The organism is Pseudomonas sp. PICF141 (assembly GCF_002286815.1).
Taxonomy (GTDB): Bacteria; Pseudomonadota; Gammaproteobacteria; order Pseudomonadales; family Pseudomonadaceae; genus Aquipseudomonas.
Genome location: NZ_MUNM01000020.1, coordinates 19,374 through 44,206 on the forward strand (window position 1 = coordinate 19,374; position 24,833 = coordinate 44,206).

The 24,833-nt window shown below is 59.4% G+C and carries 21 protein-coding genes; 9 read left to right on the plus strand and 12 right to left on the minus strand.

All coding sequences use genetic code 11. The features are described from left to right. Nucleotides 1-35: 35 nt before the first annotated feature. The 9 genes from BZL43_RS02370 to BZL43_RS02410 all read right to left on the minus strand — a co-directional run bounded on the left by BZL43_RS02370 (nucleotide 36) and on the right by BZL43_RS02410 (nucleotide 11,070). Nucleotides 36-854, minus strand: coding sequence for a phosphoglycolate phosphatase (locus BZL43_RS02370; protein WP_095630818.1), 819 nt, complete (start codon nucleotides 852-854; stop codon nucleotides 36-38). Continuing rightward, nucleotides 851-1,525: a ribulose-phosphate 3-epimerase gene (gene rpe, locus BZL43_RS02375; protein ID WP_095630819.1), complete on the minus strand. Its 675-nt coding sequence runs from the start codon at nucleotides 1,523-1,525 to the stop codon at nucleotides 851-853. The genes BZL43_RS02370 and rpe overlap by 4 nt, the downstream gene beginning before the upstream one ends. 86 nt (nucleotides 1,526-1,611) lie before the next feature. After that, on the minus strand, nucleotides 1,612-2,760 hold the full coding sequence (locus BZL43_RS02380) for an iron-containing alcohol dehydrogenase (protein ID WP_095630820.1): 1,149 nt from the start codon (nucleotides 2,758-2,760) through the stop codon (nucleotides 1,612-1,614). 227 nt (nucleotides 2,761-2,987) lie between these two features. Beyond that, a complete protein-coding gene (locus tag BZL43_RS02385; protein ID WP_095630821.1) occupies nucleotides 2,988-3,812 on the minus strand; it encodes an ABC transporter permease in 825 nt (274 codons plus the stop codon). A gap of 12 nt (nucleotides 3,813-3,824) precedes the next feature. Beyond that, the gene (locus tag BZL43_RS02390) at nucleotides 3,825-5,072 is read right to left on the minus strand and encodes an ABC transporter permease (protein ID WP_095630822.1); all 1,248 of its coding nucleotides are present in this window, start codon (nucleotides 5,070-5,072) and stop codon (nucleotides 3,825-3,827) included. A gap of 271 nt (nucleotides 5,073-5,343) precedes the next feature. Next, a complete protein-coding gene (locus tag BZL43_RS02395; RefSeq protein ID WP_095630823.1) occupies nucleotides 5,344-6,387 on the minus strand; it encodes an ABC transporter substrate-binding protein in 1,044 nt (347 codons plus the stop codon). 49 nt (nucleotides 6,388-6,436) lie between these two features. Continuing rightward, nucleotides 6,437-7,561, minus strand: coding sequence for an ABC transporter ATP-binding protein (locus tag BZL43_RS02400; RefSeq protein WP_095630824.1), 1,125 nt, complete (start codon nucleotides 7,559-7,561; stop codon nucleotides 6,437-6,439). Between the two features lie 327 nt (nucleotides 7,562-7,888). Further along, entirely contained in the window at nucleotides 7,889-8,530 is a 642-nt protein-coding gene (locus BZL43_RS02405) for a response regulator transcription factor (protein ID WP_177409305.1), read from the minus strand. A 143-nt stretch (nucleotides 8,531-8,673) separates the two neighbouring features. Then, nucleotides 8,674-11,070 (minus strand): PAS domain S-box protein, encoded by a 2,397-nt coding sequence (locus tag BZL43_RS02410; RefSeq protein WP_095630825.1) that lies wholly within the window; start codon nucleotides 11,068-11,070, stop codon nucleotides 8,674-8,676. A 73-nt stretch (nucleotides 11,071-11,143) separates the two neighbouring features. On the opposite strand from BZL43_RS02410, the gene BZL43_RS02415 reads away from it, so the two are divergent. Next, entirely contained in the window at nucleotides 11,144-12,136 is a 993-nt protein-coding gene (locus tag BZL43_RS02415; RefSeq protein WP_095630826.1) for an alpha/beta hydrolase family protein, read from the plus strand. Nucleotides 12,137-12,274: 138 nt separating this feature from the next. Here BZL43_RS02415 and BZL43_RS02420 read toward each other — a convergent pair whose 3' ends face one another. From BZL43_RS02420 to BZL43_RS02430, 3 genes are read right to left on the minus strand one after another with little or no spacing between them, the layout of a single operon-like run. Then, the gene (locus BZL43_RS02420; RefSeq protein ID WP_095630827.1) at nucleotides 12,275-13,042 is read right to left on the minus strand and encodes a TerB family tellurite resistance protein; all 768 of its coding nucleotides are present in this window, start codon (nucleotides 13,040-13,042) and stop codon (nucleotides 12,275-12,277) included. A gap of 1 nt (nucleotide 13,043) precedes the next feature. After that, nucleotides 13,044-13,715, minus strand: coding sequence for an N-acetylmuramate alpha-1-phosphate uridylyltransferase MurU (gene murU / locus BZL43_RS02425; protein WP_095630828.1), 672 nt, complete (start codon nucleotides 13,713-13,715; stop codon nucleotides 13,044-13,046). Continuing rightward, nucleotides 13,712-14,731 (minus strand): aminoglycoside phosphotransferase family protein, encoded by a 1,020-nt coding sequence (locus BZL43_RS02430; RefSeq protein WP_095630829.1) that lies wholly within the window; start codon nucleotides 14,729-14,731, stop codon nucleotides 13,712-13,714. The genes murU and BZL43_RS02430 overlap by 4 nt, the downstream gene beginning before the upstream one ends. A 130-nt stretch (nucleotides 14,732-14,861) precedes the next feature. On the opposite strand from BZL43_RS02430, the gene BZL43_RS02435 reads away from it, so the two are divergent. The 8 genes from BZL43_RS02435 (at nucleotide 14,862) to BZL43_RS02470 (ending at nucleotide 24,718) form a co-directional block, all read left to right on the plus strand. Further along, the gene (locus BZL43_RS02435; protein WP_095630830.1) at nucleotides 14,862-17,660 is read left to right on the plus strand and encodes an LPS-assembly protein LptD; all 2,799 of its coding nucleotides are present in this window, start codon (nucleotides 14,862-14,864) and stop codon (nucleotides 17,658-17,660) included. After that, nucleotides 17,641-18,957: a peptidylprolyl isomerase SurA gene (gene surA / locus BZL43_RS02440; protein WP_095630831.1), complete on the plus strand. Its 1,317-nt coding sequence runs from the start codon at nucleotides 17,641-17,643 to the stop codon at nucleotides 18,955-18,957. Before BZL43_RS02435 ends, surA begins: the two co-directional genes overlap by 20 nt. After that, on the plus strand, nucleotides 18,954-19,943 hold the full coding sequence (gene pdxA / locus BZL43_RS02445; RefSeq protein ID WP_095630832.1) for a 4-hydroxythreonine-4-phosphate dehydrogenase PdxA: 990 nt from the start codon (nucleotides 18,954-18,956) through the stop codon (nucleotides 19,941-19,943). Before surA ends, pdxA begins: the two co-directional genes overlap by 4 nt. After that, entirely contained in the window at nucleotides 19,940-20,758 is an 819-nt protein-coding gene (rsmA, locus tag BZL43_RS02450) for a 16S rRNA (adenine(1518)-N(6)/adenine(1519)-N(6))-dimethyltransferase RsmA (protein ID WP_095630833.1), read from the plus strand. The genes pdxA and rsmA overlap by 4 nt, the downstream gene beginning before the upstream one ends. A 115-nt stretch (nucleotides 20,759-20,873) precedes the next feature. Then, nucleotides 20,874-21,254: a Co2+/Mg2+ efflux protein ApaG gene (gene apaG / locus BZL43_RS02455; protein ID WP_095630834.1), complete on the plus strand. Its 381-nt coding sequence runs from the start codon at nucleotides 20,874-20,876 to the stop codon at nucleotides 21,252-21,254. Then, the gene (locus BZL43_RS02460) at nucleotides 21,254-22,135 is read left to right on the plus strand and encodes a symmetrical bis(5'-nucleosyl)-tetraphosphatase (RefSeq protein WP_095630835.1); all 882 of its coding nucleotides are present in this window, start codon (nucleotides 21,254-21,256) and stop codon (nucleotides 22,133-22,135) included. Before apaG ends, BZL43_RS02460 begins: the two co-directional genes overlap by 1 nt. Nucleotides 22,136-22,168: 33 nt before the next feature. Beyond that, the gene (gene glpE / locus BZL43_RS02465) at nucleotides 22,169-22,498 is read left to right on the plus strand and encodes a thiosulfate sulfurtransferase GlpE (protein WP_030130002.1); all 330 of its coding nucleotides are present in this window, start codon (nucleotides 22,169-22,171) and stop codon (nucleotides 22,496-22,498) included. 297 nt (nucleotides 22,499-22,795) lie between these two features. After that, nucleotides 22,796-24,718: a PrkA family serine protein kinase gene (locus tag BZL43_RS02470; protein ID WP_007904259.1), complete on the plus strand. Its 1,923-nt coding sequence runs from the start codon at nucleotides 22,796-22,798 to the stop codon at nucleotides 24,716-24,718. Nucleotides 24,719-24,833: the final 115 nt, after the last annotated feature.

Consider the following 24,833-nt stretch of genomic DNA (forward strand, 5'->3'; position numbering starts at 1 on the left):
TGTGCAAACGCGCCGGTACGCCGGCCAGGAACCAGTCAGGCGCGCCAACGCCAGCGGGCCAGGGCCTTGATGACTTTCATCCAGAGTTTGCGAGTGACCACCACGATGGCGTTTCCAGGGGGGGATTGAACAGCGTCGGGCAACGTTATCTCAGCGGCCGGATCCAGGCAACCGGGAATTAGTTTGCGCAGATCATCGATCACCAGCGCCGGTGATTCTTCGGCGATTGGCCGACCATGGTTATAGCCGTAACTGAGGGCCACGCATTTGACCCCCGCCGCTTTCGCCGCCAGCACGTCACTGCGCGAGTCGCCGACGAACAACGATTGGGACGCTGGAATGTTGGCCATTTTCATCACGAAAAACAGCGCGGCCGGGTCGGGCTTCTTGTTCGGCAGGGTATCGCCACCGATGATCCATTTGAAGTAACGGCCGATCTTCATCTGATCCAGCAGCGGCGCGACGAAGCGTTCCGGCTTGTTGGTGATCAGCGCCATTTCGACGCCTTGTTTGTTCAGCCACTTGAGGGTGTCACGCACGCCGGGGTAAACCACCGTCAGTTGGTGACCGTCCTCATAAAAGCCATTGAACAATTCCAGGGCATGCCCGGCTTCGACCTCATCGACACCCTCGCCATCGATGTGGTTGGCCAAGGCCCGGCGCACCAGCATGTGCACGCCGTTGCCGACCCACTCCCGTACCGCTTCGATACCGGCAGGCTGACGCCCGAGTTTGAGCAGCATGTTATCCACGGCCGCCGCCAGGTCGGGGACCGAATCGACCAGCGTGCCATCCAGATCGAACATCACCAGCCGTGGCAGACGCCCGGGGAACAGCTGCTCAAACCCGCTCATGGGCGAGCCAGTGCCAGTTCGGCGCGCATTTTTTCAATCACTTCCTGATAGTTCGGCGCATTGAAGATCGCCGAACCGGCCACGAACGTGTCGGCGCCCGCCGCCGCGATTTCGCGAATGTTATTCACATTCACACCACCGTCGATTTCCAGACGAATGTCACGCCCGGAAGCATCGATCAGCGCCCGCGCCTCACGCAGTTTGTCGAGGGTGCCGGGAATGAACTTCTGCCCGCCGAAGCCCGGGTTGACGCTCATCAGCAACACCATGTCAACCTTGTCCATCACGTACTTGAGCACGTCCAGCGGGGTCGCCGGGTTGAACACCAGGCCGGCCTTGCAGCCGCCTTCGCGGATCAGTTGCAGGGAACGGTCGACGTGCTGCGTGGCTTCCGGGTGGAAAGTAATGTAGGTCGCACCGGCTTCGATGAAGTCACCGACGATGCGGTCCACCGGGCTGACCATCAAGTGCGCATCGATCGGCGCGGTCACACCGTACTTGCGCAGCGCGGCACACACCATCGGGCCGATGGTCAGGTTGGGCACGTAATGATTGTCCATGACATCGAAGTGCACGAAGTCGGCGCCGGCGGCCAGGACGTTGTCCACTTCCTCGCCCAGGCGGGCAAAATCGGCGGAGAGAATCGACGGAGCAATGACGAAGGGCTGCATGACGCACCTTTTTTGAGCAGAATCACGATGGCGCGCATTGTATACCTCATGCTTTGACGCGCGCACCGTGCTGCGATGATTGGGTACTAATAGGCCGCTCGGTAGATCTTCTCGATATCGACGGCACTCAACTTGCGCGGATTGTTGCGCATCAGACGCTCGATGCCAGCGGCTTCCACAGCCATGGCCGGAATCGCGTCCTCAGGCACCCCGAAACTGCGCAGGCCCAGCGGGATTTCCACCGCGGCGCACAGCTCGGTCATCGCCTCCACGGCTTTGTCCGCCGCTTCGTTGGCGCTCAGATGAGCGGTCTTTACCCCCATGGCCTCGGCAATATCCTGCATGCGCTCCACGCAAGCCATCTTGTTCCAGGTCATGACATACGGCAGCAGCAAGGCATTGCTGACGCCATGGGCAATGTTGAAACGCCCGCCCAAGGGATATGCCAACGCATGCACAGCGCCGACCCCGGCATTGCCGAACGCCATGCCGGCCATCAGGCTGGCGGTGGCCATGTCTTCGCGGGCTTGCAGATGGGAAGGATTGGCGTAGGCCTTGGGCAATGCTTGGGTAATCAGCTTGATCGCACCAATGGCCAAGGCATCAGTGATGGGCGAGGCATTGAGCGACAGGTAGGACTCGATGGCATGCACCAGCGCATCGATGCCACTGGCTGCGGTGACACTGCGCGGGCAGGTCAGGGTCATTTGCGGGCTGATCAGTGCGACATCCGGCAACAGGTAATCGCTGACAATACCTTTCTTCAATTGCGCGACCTTATCGGAGAGGATGGCCACGTTGGTCACTTCCGAACCGGTGCCGGCAGTGGTTGGGATGGCAATCAGTGGCGGGCCTTTGCGCGGCACCTGATCGACGCCGAACAAGTCCTCCAGGGCGCCGTGGTAACCGGCATAGGCTGCAACACTCTTGGCGATGTCGATGGCACTGCCGCCACCCAGACCAATCAATCCGTCATGCCCGCCTTCACGGTAAACCCGCATGCAATCTTCGACGATGGCGATTTCCGGATCCGGCAGCACCCGGTCGAAAATCTCGTAGCTGCGCTCGCCCAGCTGCGCCAGCGCCAGCTCTACCGTGCCGGACTTGACCAGTGCGACGTCGGTAACGATCAACGGGTTATCGATGTCCAGGCGTGTGAGTTCAGCCGCCAGTTGCTCGATGGCACCTGCGCCGGTGATCAGTTTATGGGCGATTTTGAAAGAGGAAAGACTCATGTGCGCAGCCTCTTATAGATAGGGGAGCTGGGCACAATAGTAGCTGGGGATTGGGGTTTGTCTGCTATTCAGTTGGCGAATGATTGAGGTGTTTCCGTAGGAGCGAGACTTGCCCGCGAAGAACGATAACGCGTTCTTTCAATTCAACCGGGGCGTCCCCTTCGCGGGCAAGCCTCGCTCCTACAGAGATTGATCGTTCCCGGAGCGTGGGAACGATCATCTGGCCGTCAGACCTGCGCGGTACGCAGTTTTTCGCTGCGCCCACGCAGCCATTCCAGGGTCAGCAACAAGACCACCGAGAATGCAATCAGCAGCGTCGCGGCAGCGGCGATCGTCGGGCTGAGGTTTTCACGGATGCCGCTGAACATCTGCCGAGGCAAGGTCGCTTGCTCAGGACCGGCGAGGAACAGCGTCACCACCACTTCATCAAACGAGGTAGCGAAGGCAAACAGCGCACCGGAAATCACGCCCGGCGCAATCAACGGCAAGGTCACCCGCCGGAACGCGGTCAGTGGCGAAGCCCCAAGGCTGGCAGCGGCCCGCACCAGGTTCTGGTTGAACCCCTGCAAGGTTGCCGACACCGTGATGATCACAAAGGGTACGCCCAACACCGCATGCACCACGATCAGCGAGAAAAAGCTGTTGCCCAATCCCAGCGGCGCAAAGAACAGATAACTCGCCACACCAATGATGACCACCGGCACCACCATCGGCGAAATCACCAGCGCCATCACCAGTGGCTTACCCGGGAAATCACCCCGGGTCAGGCCGATCGCCGCCAACGTGCCAAAGATCATCGCCAGTACCGTCGCTGCGGGGGCCACGATCATGCTGTTCTTCAACGAACGCATCCATTCCGCCGAAGCAAAAAAATCCTCGTACCACTGCAACGAGAAGCCTTGCAGGGGATAGACCAGAAAGCTGCCGGAGTTGAACGACAGCGGAATGATCACCAGCACCGGCAGGATCAGGAACAACAGAATCAAGCCGCAGAGAATCCGCAAGCTGTAGAACCACACCCGTTCGATGGGCGACATGTAAGGACTCAGCATTTCATTCTCCCCTTAGCTCAGGCGCAGGCGACTGGCGCCCACCAGCCGGCTGTAAATCAGATAAAGCACCACGGTCGCCAGCAACAACAGCCCACCGAGCGCGGTCGCCATGCCCCAGTTGATGCTGGTGTTGGTGTAGAAGGCGACGAAATAACTGACCATCTGATCGTTCGGGCTGCCCAGCAACGCCGGGGTGATGTAGTAGCCGATGGCGAGGATGAACACCAACAGGCAACCGGCGCCGACACCGGCATAGGTTTGCGGGAAATACACCCGCCAGAAACTGGCGAACGGGTGGCAGCCGAGGGAAATTGCCGCGCGCATGTAAGTTGGCGAGATGCCTTTCATCACGCTGTAGATCGGCAGAATCATGAACGGCAGCAGGATATGCACCATCGAGATATAAACGCCGGTGCGGTTGAACACCAGTTCCAGCGGCTTATCGATGATGCCCATGGCCATCAGCCCGCTGTTGATCAAACCGCCCGACTGCAACAACACGATCCATGCAGCGACCCGCACCAGAATCGAAGTCCAGAACGGCAACAGCACCAGAATCATCAACAGATTGCTTTGCCGCGATGGCAGGTTCGCCAACAGGTAGGCCAGTGGATAGGCCAGCACCAGGCAGATCACGGTGATGACCAGGCCCATCCAGAAGGTCCGGGCAAAGATATCGAGGTAGATCGCCTGATCAGGGGTGGCCGGGGCCAGCTCACCGAGGTCGTCGATACGATGATCGACAGCGGCCAGCAGGTAATAAGGCGTCACATTACTGGTATTGCGGCGTATGACTTGCCAATAGGCCGGATCGCCCCAACGCTCGTCCAGCGCTTCGAGTGCTTCCTTATAGGACGTCGGCTCGGTGGCGAACGGCAAGGCGCGGGCGGTTTTGGTCAGCAGGCTGCGATAGCCGGCCAACTCCATGTTCAAGCGCTTGGACAAGTCACCCAAGGTCTGATTCTTGCGGGCTTCGGCGAGGTCTTCGCTGGCGGCCTTGTACACAGGCTCTGCCGGCAGGCCTCGGCCATCCCAACTGGCGATGGCTGCCACGGTGCGCGGCATGGCGCCGACCACTTCGGGGTTACCGACGCTTTTATAGAGCAGCGCCACGATCGGCACCAGGAACACCAGCAACAGAAACAACACCAACGGTGCGATCAAGGCTTGAGCTTTCCAGCGGTTGATCCGCTCGGCGTGCTTGAGCCGCTGCTTCAAGGTGGGGTCAGTGCCCGCGTTCACGGGAACGGCGATAGCCATGGCGTACTCCGAAAATCTTTGATCGTTACAGAGGCGACAAACGCCGCCTCGAACATTTGGTACTGATCGTTCCCACACTCTGCATCACAGGGACGCGGAGCGTCCCGGGCGGCATTCCCACGCAGAGCGTGGGAACGATCATCGCATCCCCCCTGTAGGAGCGAGGCTTGCCCGCGAAGGCGGTGTGTCAGTCAACATTGATGTTGAATGTGCTGACGTCTTCGCGGGCAAGCCTCGCTCCTACAAGAGTGGGTAAGCCCACGGAGTGGTCTTACTTCGCAGCCCAGGAATTGAAACGCTGCTCCAGTTGCTCGCCGTTGTCAGCCCAGAAGCTGACGTCGATCTGCACCTGGTTGGCGATGTTTTCCGGGGTGGTCGGCATGTCTTTCAGGACATCCTTGGCCAGCAACGGCACGGCTTTGGTGTTGGCCGGGCCGTAGGCGATGTTTTCCGAGTAGGTCTTCTGTTGCTGCGGTTGCACGGTGAAGGCGATGAATTTCTTCGCTGCTTCAGCACGGGTCTTGTCCAGACCTTTTGGAATCGCCCACGCGTCGAAGTCGTAGATACCGCCGTTCCACACCACTTTCAGGTTGCTTTCTTTCTGTACCGCGGCGATCCGGCCGTTGTAGGCCGAGCTCATGACCACGTCACCGGAAGCGAGGTACTGCGGCGGTTGAGCGCCGGCTTCCCACCACTGAATGCTCGGTTTGAGCTCATCGAGCTTCTTGAACGCACGGTCCTGACCGTCCTTGCCGGCCAGTACTTTGTAGACGTCTTTCGGCGCAACACCATCGGCCATCAAGGCGAACTCGAGGGTGTACTTGGCGCCTTTACGCAGGCCACGTTTGCCCGGGAATGTCTTGGTGTCCCAGAAATCGGCCCAACTGGTCGGTGCGGTTTTCAGTTTGTCGGCGTTGTAGGCCAGCACGGTCGACCACACGAAGAAGCCCACGCCGCACGGCTGGATAGCGCCTTTGACGTAGTCTTCGGTATTGCCGAACAGCGCAGGGTCGAGTTGCTCGAACATGTCTTCGTCGCAACCACGGGACAGTTCTGGCGATTCAACTTCCACCAGGTCCCAGGACACACTCTTGGTGTCGACCATGGCTTTGACCTTGGCCATTTCGCCGTTGTACTCGCCCGCCACGATCTTGCCGTTGCCCGCCGCTTCCCATGGTGCGTAGAAGGCTTTGACCTGCGCCGCCTTGTTCGCCCCGCCAAAGGACACCACGGTCAGGTCCGGGCCCGCCGCCATCGCGTGTGCCGCGCCGATCATGCCCATGACCAAAGCGGTGAATTTCAGGGATCTCAACATTTATTGTTCTCTCCACGTGCAGGTTGGTGTTGTTGAAGCAGGGGGGCGATCAATGCGCCTCTAGAAGTGGGTCGAGCGCGCGAACGTGTTCGACCTGCCAGCCAAGCGGTACCACATCGCCGACAGCGAGCGCGGGATCGAGCTCGGCAATCGGTTGTTTCACGAAGAAGTCGGTCTTGCCGCAGACTTCCAGGCGAACCCGGACGTGGTCGCCCAGATAGATGAATTCCGCCACCCGCCCTGAGAAGCGGTTGACGCAGGATTCGCTCGAACCATTGAGACTCACGCGTTCGGGGCGAATCGACAACGTGACAGGTTCGCCAGTCTTGCCGACATTGACCGCCAGGGCTTCAACCTTTTCACCGCGACCGAGTTCGACGACGCAGCGGTCACCGGTGTGGCTGTGCAACCGACCATTGAGACGGTTGTTCTCGCCGATGAAGTTGGCGACGAAGGTGTTTTTCGGTTCTTCGTAGAGGGAGCGCGGTGGTGCGATCTGCTGGATCTCGCCCTGGTGGAACACCGCCACACGGTCGGACATGGTGAGGGCTTCGCCCTGGTCGTGGGTCACATAGACCACGGTCACACCGAGGCGCTGGTGCAGGTGCTTGATTTCCATCTGCATGTGTTCGCGCAGTTGTTTGTCGAGTGCGCCGAGCGGTTCATCCATCAGCACCAGTTGCGGCTCGAACACCAACGCACGGGCCAAGGCCACACGCTGTTGCTGGCCGCCGGACAGTTGCGCCGGATAACGCTGAGCGAAGGTGTCGAGCTGAACCATGCTCAAAACACGTTTGACTCGGTCACTGACGTCATTCTTGTTCAAGCCGCGCACGGTCAGCGGGAACGCCAGGTTCTCGGCGACCGTCATGTGCGGAAACAACGCGTAGTTCTGGAACACCATGCCGATGTCGCGTTTATGCGGCGGCACGTTGTTGATGGAACGCCCGGCCAGCTGAATTTCGCCGGCGGTCGGCGTTTCGAAACCGGCGAGCATCATCAGACTGGTGGTCTTGCCGGAGCCGGACGGCCCGAGCAAGGTGAGGAATTCGCCTTTGCGAATATCCAGGTTGAGGTCTTTGACGATCAGGTTCTCGCCGTCGTAGCTCTTTTGCACTCCACGAAAGCTGACCAGAATATTGCTGGCCCCTGCGCTTGAATCAACCTGGCTCATACCCACACCTTTGTTATTGATGACTGCTGTGGATTAAGCCTAGTGGACGCTGGGAGCGGCGCAAATCGGGGCGCAGGAGAGATTCGCCTCAGACGTATGGAAGTTTGGGGGTAGGGATTGCCCTACAAGGATGGCGGGGATGGATAGGAGCAGCGGCAAGCTTGAAGCTGCAAGCCGCAAGAATGGGTAAAAGCGGCTTTGTGTGCATGTCGTAAATGGACATGCCACAACAATCCCGCAGGAGCGAGGCTTGCCCGCGAAGGCGCCCTCACTGACGCTAAAAGCTTCGCGGGCAAGCCTCGCTCCTACAGGGGACCGCGCTCAGAATCAGAGGAGCTTGTGCTCCATTGCGTACTTCACCAGCTCGGCCAGGGAGGTGATGTTGAGTTTTTGCATCAACCGCGCTTTATGGGTGCTGATGGTTTTGCTGCTCAAAGCCAGTTGCTGGGCGATGTCGTTGACGTTGGCACCTTGGGCCAGGCGTTCGAACACCGAGAATTCACGCTCCGACAACAATGAGTGCAATGGCCGCGAATCCGTCAGGCCGACTTCGAAGACCATCCGGTCAGCCAGCTCCGGGTCGATGTATCGCCCGCCCGCCGCGACTTTGCGGATTGCCGTCAGCAGCAAGGCCGGATCGCTGTCCTTGGTCGCATAACCTGCAGCCCCAACCTTCAATGCCCGGGCGGCCATTTGTGCTTCGTCGTGCATCGACAACACCAGGATCGCCGGGGGATTGTTCAGTGCGCGAATCCGCGGGATCGCTTCCAGGCCGTTGACCCCAGGCATGGAGATATCCAGCAACACCACTTCGCAGGGAACATGGCGCAAGGTCTCGAGCAACTGTTCACCATTGCTCGCCTCTCCTACTACCAGCAAATCCTTGGCCAGGCCGATCAATTGCTTGATGCCTTCACGAACGATGGTGTGGTCTTCGGCTACCAGTACACGGATCACGTTCTTCTCCATTCTTCTTATGTCAGAGCCAAGATCTATCGCGGGCAAGCCCGCTCCCACAGTGATTTGGGGGTGTCAAAGATCTGTGCACTTACACAAACCCCTGTGGGAGCTGGCTTGCCCGCGAAGGCGCCAGCTCAAACAATACAAAATCATCAGGCTTCATCCAGCGGCACTCTTACCGTCAGGGTCGTACCCTCCCCCGGCTCACTCTCAAGCGATAACTGCCCGCCCATGATCAACACCCGCTCACGCATGCCGACCACACCGAAGGACGTCGGCCTGCCAGTGGCGGCGACAAATCCTACGCCATCATCGCTGACAGTCAGGCAGAGTTCATCGCCCTCAAGGGCCAGCGTCAGTTCAACAGTATGCGCCTGAGCGTGGCGCATGACATTGGTCAGGGCTTCCTGAAGGATCCGGAACAGCCCAATGGCTTTGGCATCGCTGAGCACCGGCAAGTTATCCGGCACTTGCACCAGACACGGGATTTGCGTGCGCGCCTCGAACCGCCGCGCCTGCCACTCGATGGCCGAGGCGATCCCGGCGTCAAGAATCGGCGGTCGTAGCGCCGTGGCCACATCGCGCACCAATTGAAACAGCTGAGCGATCAACCGCTTCATGCTGTTCAAGCGCTCGTGCAGCCCCGGATCGAGCTGGGCATAGGCCAATTCGCACATGGACGTTTCCAGCTTCAACACGGTCAGCATCTGACCCAATTCGTCGTGAACTTCCCGGGCGATGCGGGCCTTTTCCTCTTCCCGAACGCTCTCCAGGTGGGCGGACAACTCGCGCAATTGCTCGCGGGAGCTGGCCAGTTCCAGTTCGATGCGCTTGCTCTCGGTGATGTCCCAGACGATCCCGTCCCAGACATAGGCGCCATCTTCAAGTCGGCGGGTAATGGCCTTGATCTCGGCCCAGCGCTGTTCGCCCTGACGGGTCAGAATCCGGCCCTGCCACGACCAGTCACTGTCGGTGTCCAGCGCGTGATCCTGGGTCTGGTGATAACTGGCCCTGTCGTCCGGATGCACCAGGCTGCGCAGGCCTTTGTCGCGATGGGCCAGTGTCGCGGGCGAGTAACCCACCAGGCTCTCGCTGCCTTCACTGATGTAGGCAAAATCGATCTGCCCGGTCACCGGCGCGCGCTCCAGGCGAAAGACCAGGCCGGGGACGTTGGCGGCGATCCCTTGCAGGCGCGCTTCGCTTTCCTGCAACGCGGCCAGGGCGCGACGACGCTCGGTGACGTCATTGAGGTAAACCACCAGGTATTCGCCATCGCGAAAACGCAAGAAGCTCAACGAAACATCCGCCGGCAGAATACTGCCGTCCGCTCGCACGCATTGGGTCTCGAAACTTTGCGGCGCTTCGTCACTGGCCCGGGCGCGCTTCCACAGGCTCAGCCAGCGGTCCATGTGCAAGCCGGGCTCGAAATCGATCAAGGGCCGATCAATGATCCCGCCCACCGGGTAGCCGAGCATGGTTTCGGCCGCCCGGTTGGCATAGCGCACATGGCTGTCCCAGTTGACCCAAAGGATGCCGACGGTGCTCTGATCGATGGAAAACTGCGTGAGGCGCAAGGCCTCTTCGCTGGCCTCGCGCAGGGCTATGTCTTCGCGCGCCGCCAGCAATCGTTGCTCCAGACTGTGTTGTTGACGGCGCTGCCAGAACACAATGGCCATGCTGCTCAACAGCAACACCACCAAGAGCAGGCAGAGGTTTTGCCAGAAACCCGGCGACTCGGACAGCCGCGGATACTTGGGTTGCACCCATTGATTGTGCAGTTGCTCCAGATCCTTGGCCGGGATCGCCCGCAGCGCGATTTCGACGATGCCGGCCAACTCCGGCCAGTCCCGGCGCGTGGCCACCCGCAGCAACTGCGGGAAACCGATATCGCCCACCACCGCCAAGCCGGAGAACTCGGGCTCGGCAGACAGTCGTCCGAACTGCGCTTCATCGACTACCGCGTAACCGGCCTGCTGACTCAACAACAGTTGCAGCGCCTGGCGCTCCAGTGGCACGCCCTGCAAGTTCAGATGGGGATAATTGCTGCGCAGATAATCGGCGGTGACGCTGGGCATGCGCACGGCAACGCGGGTCTGGCTGTCGAGTTTTTCCAGTTCTACCGCCCCGGTGCTTTTCTGGTCGCTGACCACCAGTTGCGACACCCGCATGTATGGGTCGGAAAATTGCCAGAGCCGCAAACCCACGGGGGTTTGCGTCAGTCCTGGCGCGATATCGATGTCGCCTTCACGGGCGGCGGCTTCCAGTTGCGCAAGATCGGGATAATTACGCCAGCTCAGTTCGAGCTTGAGCGCCTTGGCCAGCCACTTCATCAACTCGATGTTAACCCCGGACAGGCGCTGCAAGCGGCGATCGTATTGGGCATAGGGCGTTTGCAACACCACGCCGACCCGCAACTCGCGATGCTGCGCCAGCCATTGCTGTTGCGCTGGCGACAGTTGCACGACATGCGCCGGTGGCGCGGGCGCCGCCCAGCCCATCAAGGGAAACCACAAACAGCCGATAACCCACAGGCAGCGAAAATGCATCATCGAAGTCTCACACACTGACAAATACTGACCAACCCATTAGGCTGCCGGAATCACTTCTGGCCTGGAATATCCGATGCCCCCTGTCTACCGCCTGGCACTGCCAGCATTGTGCCTGTCGTTGATCCTGCCTTGCGCGTTTTCCGTCGAAGCGGCTGACCCGGCACCTGCCACCGCGGAGAAACCCGCAGAAGAAAAACCGGTTGAACGCCAGCCGCTGCTTGAGCGTAGTCAGGAAGAAGCGGCAGCACTTGAGCGAAAAATCCCTGCACAGGAACAGCAACAGCTGCAAGCCGGCACCGACAGCTTTCTCGCCTTGTGGAAACCGGCCAATACCGCCGACCCCAAAGGCGCGGTGATTATCATCCCGGGCGCCGGCGAAACCGTTGACTGGCCGCAAGTGATCAGCCCATTGCGCCATAAATTGCCGGACGCCGAGTGGAGCAGCCTGAGTATCACCTTGCCCGATTTGCAAAGCGACACCATTGCGCCTCGTATCGTCGAAGTGGCACCAGCGCCCAAAACCCCTGATGCCGGCAGCAAAGACGCGACGACTGCGGCGCCCATCGAACAGGCGGCCGGCGGCGAAGTGGAGGTGGCCGACAAGGCCATCGTCGAAACCACCGAAGAACACGCCAAAGCCGACGCGCAGCGAATCTTCGCCCGTATCGATGCAGCCATCGCCTTCGCCGAACAGCAAAGCGCTCGCAGTGTTGTCGTGCTGGGCCATGGTACCGGCGCCTACTGGGCCGCGCGTTATCTGAGCGAGAAGCAGCCATCGCAAGTCGAAAAATTCGTGATGATTGCCGCCCAGACGCCTGTTACAGCAAAACCGGGACTGGCTGAGCTCACACCCACGTTGAAGCTGCCTACCGCAGACATCTTTTATAGGGACAAGCCGGTGGATCGTAACGCGGCGCTGGAACGTTTGCAGGCCAGCAAACGCTTGAAAACCTCGGGGTTCAGCCAGGTGTCACTCAAGGCTTTGCCGGGGAATGCCAAGGCCGAGCAAGAGCAATTGGCGCGGCGGGTGCGCGGTTGGTTGAATCCGCAGCCGGTGGCGGACTGATAGACCGAGTCGCCCTCATCGCGGGCAAGCCTCGCTCCCACAGGATTTGAGTCGTACGCAATTTTTGCTATCGACATAAATCCTGTGGGAGCGAGGCTTGCCCGCGATGGCGGCATCACTAGCGACACAAACCTTTGGCTAACGAAAATCCCGCCGTTCACGAATCAACGTATAAGCGGTATGCAATTCACGGGTCTTGTCCGTCGCCTCACGAACCTGCAACGCCGTCGCACCGCTGCCGGCAATCTTGTCCGGATGATGCCGACTGAGCAGGCGTCGATAGGCGCGCTTGATTTGTGCCGGCTCACTGGTGGCAGACACGCCCAACAGCCGCAGGGCATCCTGATACGTGATCGAGCCAGTGACCAACGGTCGCTTCTGCGGCTCGTAATCGCTGGCCAGTGCCTGCACTTGATGCGATGTCCAGCCGAGCCATTTGCCCCACTGGGCAATCAGCTCGCGCTCATTGCTACCGGCGCGACCATCCGCCCAGACCATCCGCCAACAGGCACGCAACACCCCTTCGGCCGCATGGGGTTGAGCACTCAGGCGTCGCAGATAACCGCGCAACCGGTCATGTCCTGATTTGCCGCGATTGAATGCCGCAATCGCCCGACGTTGCGCCGACTCGGTCATCTCCAGCGAGCGCATTTCCTGCCGCGCCTGCTGGATGTGGCCATCCACAACCCGTCCATCGCTCTTGGCCAATCGGCCCAGCAACACGAACAGCAGTTCATCGTTGCGCAGTACCGAGCGACCACCGAATTTTTCCCATAAATGCGCCCAGCTTTGCAGGTGCAGACGACGGTCCAGCGCCTGTCCCAATAAAGCGCCGAGCATGGCCCCCGGAATGCTGGCTATGGCAAAGCCCGCTCCGGCTCCAATCAGAGTCCCTGGCCACAACATGTCAGCGTCTCGCTTCTATCAGAGCTTCTACTTCTGCCAGGCGCTCGTGGGTGCCGACATCCACCCAATGCCCATTCAGGCGTGCGCCGGTCACTTGCCCGTCAGCCATGGCTTTGCGCAGCAGTGGCGCAAGTTTGAAGGCACCGGCCGAGCACCCGCCAAACAGCTGCGGATGCAGCACGGCGATGCCGCTGTAGGTCAAGGTTGATGTATCCGGTCGACCGTCCTGCACATGGCCATCGACCAAAGTGAAATCTCCACTTGGGTGATGCGCCGGGTTGTCCGCCAATACCAAATGAGCGAGCCCGGCGATGGGCTGATGCAACACGCTGAAATCGTAGTCGGTCCAGATGTCACCGTTGACCACCACAAAGGCCTCGTCACCCAACAATGGCAATGCACGAAAAATACCGCCACCGGTCTCCAGTGGCTCGCCTTCCGCCGAATACTGAATGCTCACGCCGTACCGCGAACCATCGCCCAGATAGTCTTCGATCTGCTGACCGAGCCAGGCATGGTTGATCACGATCTCCCTGAACCCGGCTGTCGCCAATGCGCGCAGGTGATATTCGATCAGGGGCGCTCCGCCGGCGCGAACCAGCGGTTTTGGCGTGGTCAGGGTCAGTGGACGCATGCGCTCGCCTTTACCCGCCGCCAGAATCATTGCCTTCATGCCGTCGCTCCAGCAGGCAGACTGGCCAGCAATTCACCCAGCTCCGCCAGCTCAGGGCGACGGGCGATGACCGTGTCTATATAAGCAAAGAAGCGCGGCACGTCACCGAGGTAACGCGGCTTGCCGTCGCGATGGCAGATGCGGGCAAAAATACCGATGACTTTCAAGTGCCGTTGCACACCCATCAGGTCGCTGGCGCGCAGGAAATCTTCAAAGTCTGGCTGCACCGGGATGTCGAGCGCGCCTGCTTGCTGCCAGTAATCTTCCAGCCAGCCGCGCACGCGCTCTTCAGGCCAGCTGAGGAAGGCATCCTTGAACAGGCAGGTCACGTCGTAGGTCACCGGGCCATAAACCGCGTCCTGGAAATCCAGCACACCGGGATTTGGCTCGCTGAGCATCAGGTTGCGCGGCATGAAGTCGCGATGCACCAGGACTTTGGGCTGGGCCAGAGCGCTGTCGATCAGCAAGTCGCTGACCTGCTGCCAAAGTGTTTGTTGCGCCGAGTCAAACTCAATGCCCAGCTCGCGCTTCACGTACCACTCAGGGAACAGTTCCAACTCACGACGCAGCAGCGCCACGTCATAACTTGGCAGCGGTGCCACCATCGGCAACTGCTGGAAAGCCAGCAGTGCTTGCAGGGCATCCTTGAACAAATCGTCGGCGTTTTCGCTGTCGATCACGTCCAGGTAAGTCTTGTTGCCCAGGTCATTGAGCAAAAGAAAACCCCGCTCGAGGTCTTCGGCATAAATTTTCGGCACGTTTATTCCGGATTTCGCCAGCAGAAAAGCGATATCCACGAAGGGTTTGCAGTTTTCCTGGGGCGGTGGCGCGTCCATCACGACAAAACTTCTGCCTGCGCCTTCCCAGCGGAAATAGCGCCGAAAACTCGCGTCGCTACTGGCCGCAGTCAACGTGGCCGGGGGCACAACGCCCCAACTTTGTTCTGCATAGAGGATAGCCAACTGTTCATCGAGCCAAACTTTCAGGTGTTGCAAGCGTACATCTTGGTCAGGCATTGCAAGGGTCTCCGACGGCGCTAGCCGTCAAGCGGGTCATGCTTTATTATCCAGCATCTTTTTCAGACCATCGAGAGGCGTGCGGCCCACACCGCGGGCAGATGGCACGCAGGAAGCCCGGACTAATAAGATGGCATTGAAATCCCCCGCGTTTCGTAAAAAATTTCCGTTGTTGGTTACCGGCAGTCTGCTGGCCCTGCAACCTCTAGCCACTTCGTTCGTGGTCGCTGCGCAACAGTATGACTGCTCAGTCTCTGCTTCGGGCGCCTGGGATTGTGCGCCAAAGGCACCGGCCGCTGCATTGCCGCCACGCCCAGTCCATGACGGCAGCACAGTTTCCGCCACTGGCGAAGCTGCGGCAGATACCGGCTCCAGCGCAGACACCGGCGCGAAACCAGTCCTGGTGACCGAGTCCAAGGGCCGTGGCCTGAAGTCGCGTAGTGAAGACTACAGTCACCTCGACTGGGTTCCACGCGAGAAGCTCACCGCAGCGCAATTGGCCGAAACAGGTCCTTACTGCGCTGGTTCCTATATCGAACCGATTCGTCCTGGCATGAATGACCAGACGGATAAAAGTGACGCGCCAACCTTTATCGGCGCCAAGGCTTCCCGCTATAAGCAGGAAGAGCAGATCGCTACCCTGGCTGGTGACGTGGTCATGCGTCAGGGCAGCATGCAGGCCGAAGCCGACGAAGCGAACCTGTACCAGGCCGAAAGCCGTGGCGAACTGAACGGCAACGTGCGCATTCGCGACAACGGCGCACTGATCGTGGGCGACCACGCCGACGTGCAGCTCGACACCGGTGAAGCCAAGGTCGACAACGCCGAATACGTGATGCACAAATCGCGTATCCGCGGCAACGCGCTGTACGCCAAGCGTGCCGAGAACGCGATCATCCGTCTCAAGGATGGTACGTACACCACGTGCGAACCGGACAGCAACGCCTGGCAGCTCAAGGGCAACAACATCACCTTGAACCCCGCGACCGGTTTCGGTACCGCGACCAACGTGACGTTGCGGGTCAAGGACATTCCGGTTCTGTACACGCCGTACATCTACTTCCCGATCGACGACCGTCGTCAGTCCGGCTTCCTGCCGCCGACGGTGGGCACCGGCAGCGATACCGGCTTCCTGCTCGTTACCCCGTATTACTTCAACCTGGCACCGAACTACGACGCCACGTTGTACCCGCGTTACATGAGCAAGCGTGGCCTGTTGATGGAAGGCGAATTCCGCTACCTGACCAAGTCCAGCGAAGGTCAGTTCGGCGCCGCGTACCTCAACGACGAGAATGACGATCGCAAGCTGCAGACCGACTACGAAGAAACCCGCTACATGTACAACTGGCAGCACAAGGGTGGCCTGGACTCGCGCGTAATGACTCAGGTCGATTACACCAAGATCAGCGATCCGTATTACTTCCAGGACCTGCAGACTGATCAGATCGGTGTGAAAAGTGCCGACTTCGTGAATCAGCAGGGTTCTGTCACCTATCGTGGCGACAGTTATACCGCTCGCTTGAATGCCCAGGCTTATCAGCTGGCAACCGTTTCGAACATCACGCCGTATGATCGTTTGCCGCAGATCACCTTCAATGGTCAGCTGCCGTATCATCCGCAAGGTCTGGATTTCGATTACGAGACTGAAATCGTCCGGTTCGACCGCGACTTGAAAAATGGCAACTTCGTTAACGAAGATGGCACCGTCGAACCGCGTCTTGATAACAACGTGACCGGCCTGGCTCGCGCCACCGGCGACCGTTTGAATCTCAAGCCAGGTGTCAGCCTGCCGTTGAACTGGACCTATGGCTTCCTAAAGCCATCGCTCAAGTATCAGTACACCCAGTACCAACTGGATCTGGACGGCAAAGGTAAAAGCGACATCGCGCTGCAGGATGCAGAGGCGGACCGTGTCAATGGTACGTTCAGCAGCAATCAAAACCGTGGCGTACCCATTGCCAGTATCGACAGCGGCCTGTATTTCGATCGCAATACCCAATGGTTCGGCAAAAACTATCGCCAGACCCTGGAACCTCGCCTGTTTTACCTCTATGTACCCGAGGAAGACCAGGAAGACATTCCGGTATTCGACACAGGCGAATACACCTTCAACTACGCCTCGCTGTTCCGCGACAACCGCTTCTCCGGCTCCGACCGTGTCGGCGACGAGAACAAACTGTCGCTGGGCGTGACCAACCGCTGGATTGAAGACAACGGCTTCGAACGTCAACGCATTAGCGTCGGCCAGGCCTTCTACTTCAAGGACCGCGAAGTACAGTTGCCAGGTATCGATGCGAAAACCCGCGACGACGCAAAATCCAGTGTTTCGCCTTATGCGCTGGAATACGAATACCGCTGGAACCGCGATTGGCGCACCACCGCCGATTACAACTGGGACCCGGACAGCCGCAGCCCTCGCTCGGGCAGCGCGATGTTCCACTACCAGCCTGAAGACAACCCGAACAAGGTCATCAACGCCGGTTATCGCTATCGCAATGACCAGGTTCGTTATGACCAGAACACCGGCAAATGGTCGGTGGGCGGCGGTGACTACGGCACTCCGGGCACTCCCGGCTACGTGAAGGACTACTACAAGATCGAGCAGCACGACTTCTCGGTGATCTGGCCGATCGTGCCGCAGTGGAACGCTATCAGCCGCTGGCAGTATGACTACAACCGCAACCGTACTCTGGAAGCCTTCGGTGGTTTCGAATACGACAACTGCTGCTGGAAATTGCGCCTGATCAACCGTTACTGGGTCAGCTATGACGAGTTCAGTCAGAACGCCCCGGAAAACGAAAAAGGCGACCACGGCGTCTTCCTCCAAATTGTTCTGAAGGGACTCGGCGGCCTCACCGGCGCCAAGGTAGAGAGCTTCCTCGACAAAGGCATCCAAGGTTATCGTGAACGTGAAGACCAAGCTTTCTGATTGTCTGCGCCCGCTGCTGCTGGGCGCGCTGTTCCTGGGTACTGCGGCCAACGCCGCGGTACAGTCCATCGATAAAGTGGTGGCCATCGTCGACAACGACGTGGTCATGCAGAGCCAACTGGACCAGCGTGTTCGTGAAGTTCAGCAAACCATCGCCAAGCGCGGTGCCGCCGTACCACCTGCGGGCGTACTGGATCAGCAGGTGCTCGAGCGCCTGATCGTCGAAAACCTGCAATTGCAGATCGGCGAGCGTTCCGGCATTCGCATTACCGATGAAGAACTGAACCAGGCAGTCGGCACCATTGCCCAGCGCAACAACATGTCGATCGATCAGTTCCGCGCCGCCTTGTCTCGCGACGGCCTGTCTTATGACGACGCTCGTGACCAGATCCGCCGCGAAATGATCATCAGCCGTGTGCGTCAGCGCCGGGTGGCCGAGCGTATCCAGGTGTCCGAGCAGGAAGTGAAGAACTTCCTGGCGTCCGACCTGGGCAAGATGCAACTGTCCGAAGAGTTCCGTCTGGCCAACATCCTGATTCCTACCCCGGAAAGCGCCAACTCCGACGCGATTCAGAATGCAGCCAAACAAGCCGACGCGGTGTACCAGCAGCTCAAGCAAGGCGCTGATTTCGGTCAGTTGGCGATCGCCAGATCCGCCAGCGAAACCGCGCTGGAAGGCGGCGACATGGGCTGGCGTAAAGCCGCCCAACTGCCACCTCCGTTCGATCGCCTGCTGAGCACCATGTCTGTTGGCGACATCACCCAGCCTATGCGTACACCGGGCGGCTTCATCATTTTGAAGATCCTCGACAAGCGTGGCGGCGAGACCCAGGTGCGTGACGAAGTGCACGTGCGTCACATCCTGGTCAAACCAAGCCCGATCCGCGACGAAGCAAAAACCAAGGCTCTGGCTGATTCGCTCTATTCCCGTATCGAAGCAGGCGAAGATTTCGGCGAGCTGGCGAAAAGTTTCTCGGAAGATCCGGGTTCCGCCCTCAATGGTGGCGACCTGAACTGGATCGACCCGAATGCACTGGTACCGGAATTCCGCGAAGTGATGGCCAAGACACCACAAGGTCAGCTGTCCAAGCCATTCCAGACTCAATATGGCTGGCACGTTCTGGAAGTCCTTGGTCGCCGCGCTACCGACAGCACCACCCAGGCCCGTGAACAACAAGCGATGACCGTACTGCGTAACCGCAAATACGACGAAGAGCTGCAAACCTGGCTGCGTCAGATCCGTGACGAAGCGTATGTAGAAATCAAGCTCCCTGGCGCAGACCAGGCAACGCAGTGAAACCCAAGCGTTTCGCGTTGACCCCCGGCGAACCGGCCGGCATAGGTCCCGACCTGTGCCTGCTGCTCGCCTCGCAAGCTCAGCCACATCCCCTGATTGCCATTACCAGCCGCGACCTGCTCATCGAGCGGGCCGCGCAGCTGGGCGTGGTTGTTGATCTGCTGCCGGTAACACCCGACAGCTGGCCGGACGTTCCCGCACCCGCCAACAGCCTGTATGTGTGGGATACGCCGCTTAGCGCCAAGGTCACCGCCGGGCACCTGGACAAGGCCAATGCGGCTTTCGTTCTGGAAACCCTCACGCGTGCTGGCCAGGGCTGCCTCGACGGGCATTTCGCCGGCATGATCACCGCCCCCGTGCATAAGGGTGTGATCAATGAATCCGGGATCGCCTTTTCCGGGCACACGGAATTTCTCGCAGACCTGACTCATACCGCGCAAGTGGTGATGATGCTCGCCACCCGCGGTTTGCGCGTGGCATTGGTCACCACTCACCTGCCCCTTCGCGAGATTGCCGATGCAATCACACCGGAGCGCCTGGAGCGGGTCACGCGGATTCTGCACGCCGACCTGCAAGAAAAATTCGGCATCGCCCAGCCGCGCATCCTGGTTTGCGGACTCAACCCGCACGCCGGTGAAGGCGGTCATCTGGGCCATGAAGAAATCGACATCATCGAACCTACATTAGAGCGCCTGCGCGGCGAGGGCATGGACCTTCGCGGCCCCCTGCCCGCCGACACTCTGTTTACCCCAAAATATCTGGAGCACTGCGACGCAGTGCTGGCGATGTACCACGACCAGGGCCTGCCCGTGCTGAAATACAAAGGCTTCGGCGCGGCAGTCAACGTGACCCTCGGGTTGCCGATCATCCGCACTTCGGTCGACCACGGCACCGCCCTGGATCTGGCCGGCAGCGGCAAAATCGATACCGGCAGCCTGCAAGTCGCCCTGGAAACCGCCTACCAGATGGCCGAGACCCGTTTATGACCGAGCATTACCAACACCGGGCGCGCAAGCGCTTCGGCCAGAACTTCCTGCACGATGCCGGCGTCATCGACCGCATCCTGCGTTCCATTCACGCCAAACCTGAAGACCGTCTGCTGGAAATCGGTCCGGGCCAGGGCGCATTGACCCAAGGCCTGCTCAACAGCGGCGCCCAACTGGACGTGGTGGAGCTGGACAAGGACCTGATCCCGATCCTCAACCAGCAGTTCGCCAGCAAGAGCAACTTCCACCTGCATCAGGGCGACGCACTGAAGTTCGACTTCAACAGCCTGGACGCCGCGCCGAACAGCCTGCGAGTGGTCGGCAACCTGCCGTACAACATCTCTACCCCGCTGATTTTTCATCTGCTGCACAACGCAAGCCTGATTCGTGACATGCACTTCATGCTGCAAAAAGAAGTGGTCGAGCGTCTGGCGGCGGGACCTGGCGGCGGTGACTGGGGTCGCCTGTCGATCATGGTTCAGTACCATTGCCGGGTCGAGCATCTGTTCAACGTCGGCCCGGGGGCATTCAATCCGCCGCCGAAAGTCGACTCGGCCATCGTGCGCCTGGTGCCTCACGCGGTACTTCCGCATCCAGCCAAAGATCACAAACTGCTGGAGCGCATCGTGCGCGAAGCCTTCAACCAGCGCCGTAAAACCCTGCGCAACACGCTGAAATTGTTGCTGAGCAACGCTGAAATCGAAGCCGCCGGCGTCGATGGCAGCCTACGTCCCGAGCAGCTCGATCTGGCGGCCTTCGTTCGCCTGGCCGACAAGCTCAGCGAACAAGCCCTGCACAAGCCTGCCACCGACTGACAGGCGATGAGCGCTATCGGGTAGGACGCCACTCTGGTTTACTACCCGATACTTGGCCTAGACTGAGTTCTATCAGCTATGCCCCGCGTCCCGCTTCGTTTCTAAGGCCTTTTGCATGTCCGATCCTCGTTATCAGGTCGACGTCAGCGTCGTCACCCGCTATCTGGCAGAACAATCGCAACCCGAGCAAAATCGCTTTGCCTTCGCCTACACCATCACCGTACAGAACAATGGCCTGGTGCCCGCCAAACTGCTTTCACGGCATTGGGTGATCACCGACGGTGACGGGCATGTCGAGGAGGTTCGTGGTGCAGGCGTCGTCGGCCAGCAGCCGTTGATCGACGTGGGCAAAAGCCACACCTACAGCAGCGGCACCGTCATGACCTCCAAGGTCGGCACGATGCAGGGCACGTATGAGATGGTCGCCGCGGACGGTAAACATTTCGACGCCGTCATCGCTCCGTTTCGCCTGGCCGTACCCGGAGCCTTGCACTGATGGCAACGTATGCCATCGGCGACTTGCAAGGCTGCCTTGAGCCACTGCAATGCCTGCTCAAGCAAGTCGCTTTCGACCCGGCAAAGGATCGCTTGTGGCTGGTGGGCGACCTCATCAACCGTGGCCCACAGTCGCTGGAGACCTTGCGCTTCCTTTATAGCATCCGCGAATCGCTGATCTGTGTACTCGGCAACCATGACCTGCATTTGCTGGCGGTCGGGCAAAACATCGAACGCCTGAAGAAGGCCGACACGCTGCGCGAGATTCTTGAAGCACCCGATTGCGGGGAGCTGCTGGAGTGGGTTCGCCAACAAAAGCTCATGCATTACGACGAGCAGCGCGATATCGCCCTGGTCCATGCCGGCATTCCGCCTCAATGGTCGCTGCGCAAAGCCTTGAAGTGCGCCGCCGAAGTCGAAGACGCCCTGCACGATGACAGTCGCTTCGCGCCTTACCTTGACGGCATGTACGGCAATGAACCGGTGAAATGGGACAACGACCTCAAAGGCGCGGCCCGCCTGAGGGTCATCACCAATTATTTCACCCGGATGCGTTTTTGCACCAGCGACGGCAAACTCGACCTCAAGGGCAAGGAAGGCATTGACACCGCACCGCCGGGTTATGCGCCATGGTTTGCCCACAAGGAACGCAAGACCAAAGGCCTGAAGATCATCTTTGGCCATTGGGCGGCGCTCGAAGGCCAATGCAATGAGCCAGGCCTGTTTGCGCTCGACACCGGTTGCGTCTGGGGTGGCGCCATGACCCTGATGAACGTCGACACCGGCGAGCGCCTGCAATGTAAATGTGACGCCCGGGGCAATACCCGGCCGCCGGTCGCCGCCTCTATCCCCGAACAAACGTCAGCCAACGCCCCGCGCTAGACTGCGCATTCAGCCGAGCCACAGGAGCCCGCCATGAGCGAATTCAAACGTATCCCCCCAGAACAGGCCCAAGCCTTGCGCGAACAAGGCGCGGTGGTGGTCGATGTCCGTGACCCGGCAACGTTTGCCGCACTGCACATCGCAGGATCCAAGCATCTGGATAATCATTCCCTGCATGCGTTCATTCAAGGCGCCGACCTGGACGCGCCGACGGTAGTGGTCTGCTATCACGGTAATTCCAGCCAGGGCGCGGCGGCCTATCTGATCAGCCAGGGCTTCTCCGACGTCTACAGCATGGATGGCGGTTTCGAACTGTGGCGTACGACTTATCCTTCGGAAACGGCGCAAGGCACTTCCGAATAATTTTTTTCAATGCGCGCAAGCCCCGGTCCCCGCGGGCTAGCGCGGTGACAGACGAACGGTCTGCCACAACTTATTACGCATCTTGCATTTCCCTTCCAAATTCCCAACTATCCTTAAGCGCAGGCCATCCAAAACAGGGGAGAGCCGGTACACCGGCGCACGGGTCATCGGGAGTAGCTTTCGGAGTTGTCATCTCCGGGAGAGTTCTGGGGGGTAAACAGCAACTGCCTGTTCGGTTGCTGCCAGCATCGACTGAGTGATCCGGCGTCGGCTCCACGTATCGAGCGAGGTGACGTCATGAGTATCTTTAGCCACTTCCAACAACGCTTCGAGTCCACGCGCCAGGAAGAACTCTCGCTGCAAGAGTATCTGGAACTGTGCAAAAAGGACCGCAGCGCCTACGTTTCCGCCGCCGAGCGTCTCTTGCTGGCTATCGGAGAACCGGAGCTGCTCGACACCTCGACCAACTCGAGACTGTCGCGAATCTTTTCCAACAAGGTGATCCGCCGCTATCCGGCCTTTGAAGACTTCCACGGGATGGAAGAATGCATCGACCAGATCGTGTCGTATTTCCGCCATGCGGCCCAGGGTCTGGAAGAGAAGAAACAGATCCTCTACCTGCTCGGCCCTGTCGGTGGCGGTAAGTCGTCCCTGGCCGAAAAACTCAAACAATTGATCGAGAAAGTGCCCTTCTATGCCATTAAGGGCTCGCCGGTTTTCGAGTCGCCCCTGGGTCTGTTCAACGCCACTGAAGATGGCGCGATCCTCGAGGAAGACTTCGGCATTCCCCGGCGCTATCTCAATACCATCATGTCGCCATGGGCTACCAAGCGCCTGGCCGAATTCGGCGGCGACATCAGCCAGTTCCGCGTGGTGAAACTCTATCCATCGATCCTCAACCAGATCGCGGTAGCGAAAACCGAACCGGGCGATGAAAACAACCAGGACATCTCGGCGCTGGTAGGTAAGGTCGATATTCGCAAACTGGAAGAGTTCCCGCAGAACGACGCCGATGCCTATAGCTATTCGGGGGCGCTGTGCCGGGCCAACCAGGGCTTGATGGAATTCGTCGAAATGTTCAAGGCACCGATCAAGGTGCTGCACCCATTGCTGACAGCCACCCAGGAAGGCAACTACAACAGTACCGAAGGTTTGGGGGCGATTCCGTTTACCGGGATCCTGCTGGCCCACTCCAACGAATCGGAATGGCACACCTTCCGCAACAACAAGAACAACGAAGCATTCATCGACCGGATCTATATCGTCAAGGTACCGTACTGCCTGCGCGTCAGCGACGAGGTGAAGATCTACGACAAACTTCTGTTCAACAGCTCATTGGCCAAGGCCCATTGCGCGCCCGATACCCTGAAAATGCTCGCGCAGTTCACCGTGCTCTCGCGCCTCAAGGAGCCGGAAAACTCCAACATCTATTCCAAGATGCGTGTGTATGACGGCGAAAACCTCAAGGACACCGATCCGAAGGCCAAGTCGATCCAGGAATACCGCGACGCAGCGGGTGTCGACGAAGGCATGAACGGTCTGTCGACCCGCTTCGCCTTCAAGATTCTGTCGAAGGTCTTCAACTTCGATCCGCACGAAATCGCCGCCAACCCGGTACATCTGCTTTACGTACTGGAACAGCAGATCGAACAGGAACAGTTCCAGGCAGAGACCCGCGAACGCTATCTGCGCTTCCTGAAGGAGTATCTGGCACCGCGTTATATCGAATTCATCGGCAAGGAGATCCAGACTGCCTATCTCGAGTCTTACAGCGAGTACGGCCAGAACATCTTCGATCGCTACGTGCTGTACGCCGACTTCTGGATTCAGGATCAGGAGTACCGCGATCCGGAAACCGGCGAGATCCTCAACCGGGTAGCCCTGAACGAAGAACTGGAGAAAATCGAAAAACCGGCCGGCATCAGCAATCCGAAGGATTTCCGCAACGAAATCGTCAACTTCGTACTGCGCGCGCGAGCCAACAACAACGGCAAGAACCCAACCTGGCTCAGCTACGAAAAACTGCGGGTGGTCATCGAGAAGAAAATGTTCTCCAACACCGAAGACTTGCTGCCGGTCATCAGCTTCAACGCCAAGGCCAGCAAAGAGGACCAGCAGAAGCACAACGACTTCGTCACACGGATGGTCGAGCGGGGCTACACCGACAAACAGGTACGACTGCTGTCCGAGTGGTACTTGCGGGTCAGGAAATCCCAGTGAGGCAGCTGCAAGCGGCAGGCTACAAGCCTCAAGCACACCGTATGGGCGCTTGAGGCCCTGTTTCGTGGCTCTGCTTGCTTTGAAAGCTTCGAGCTTGCAGCTTGAAGCTTGTTAC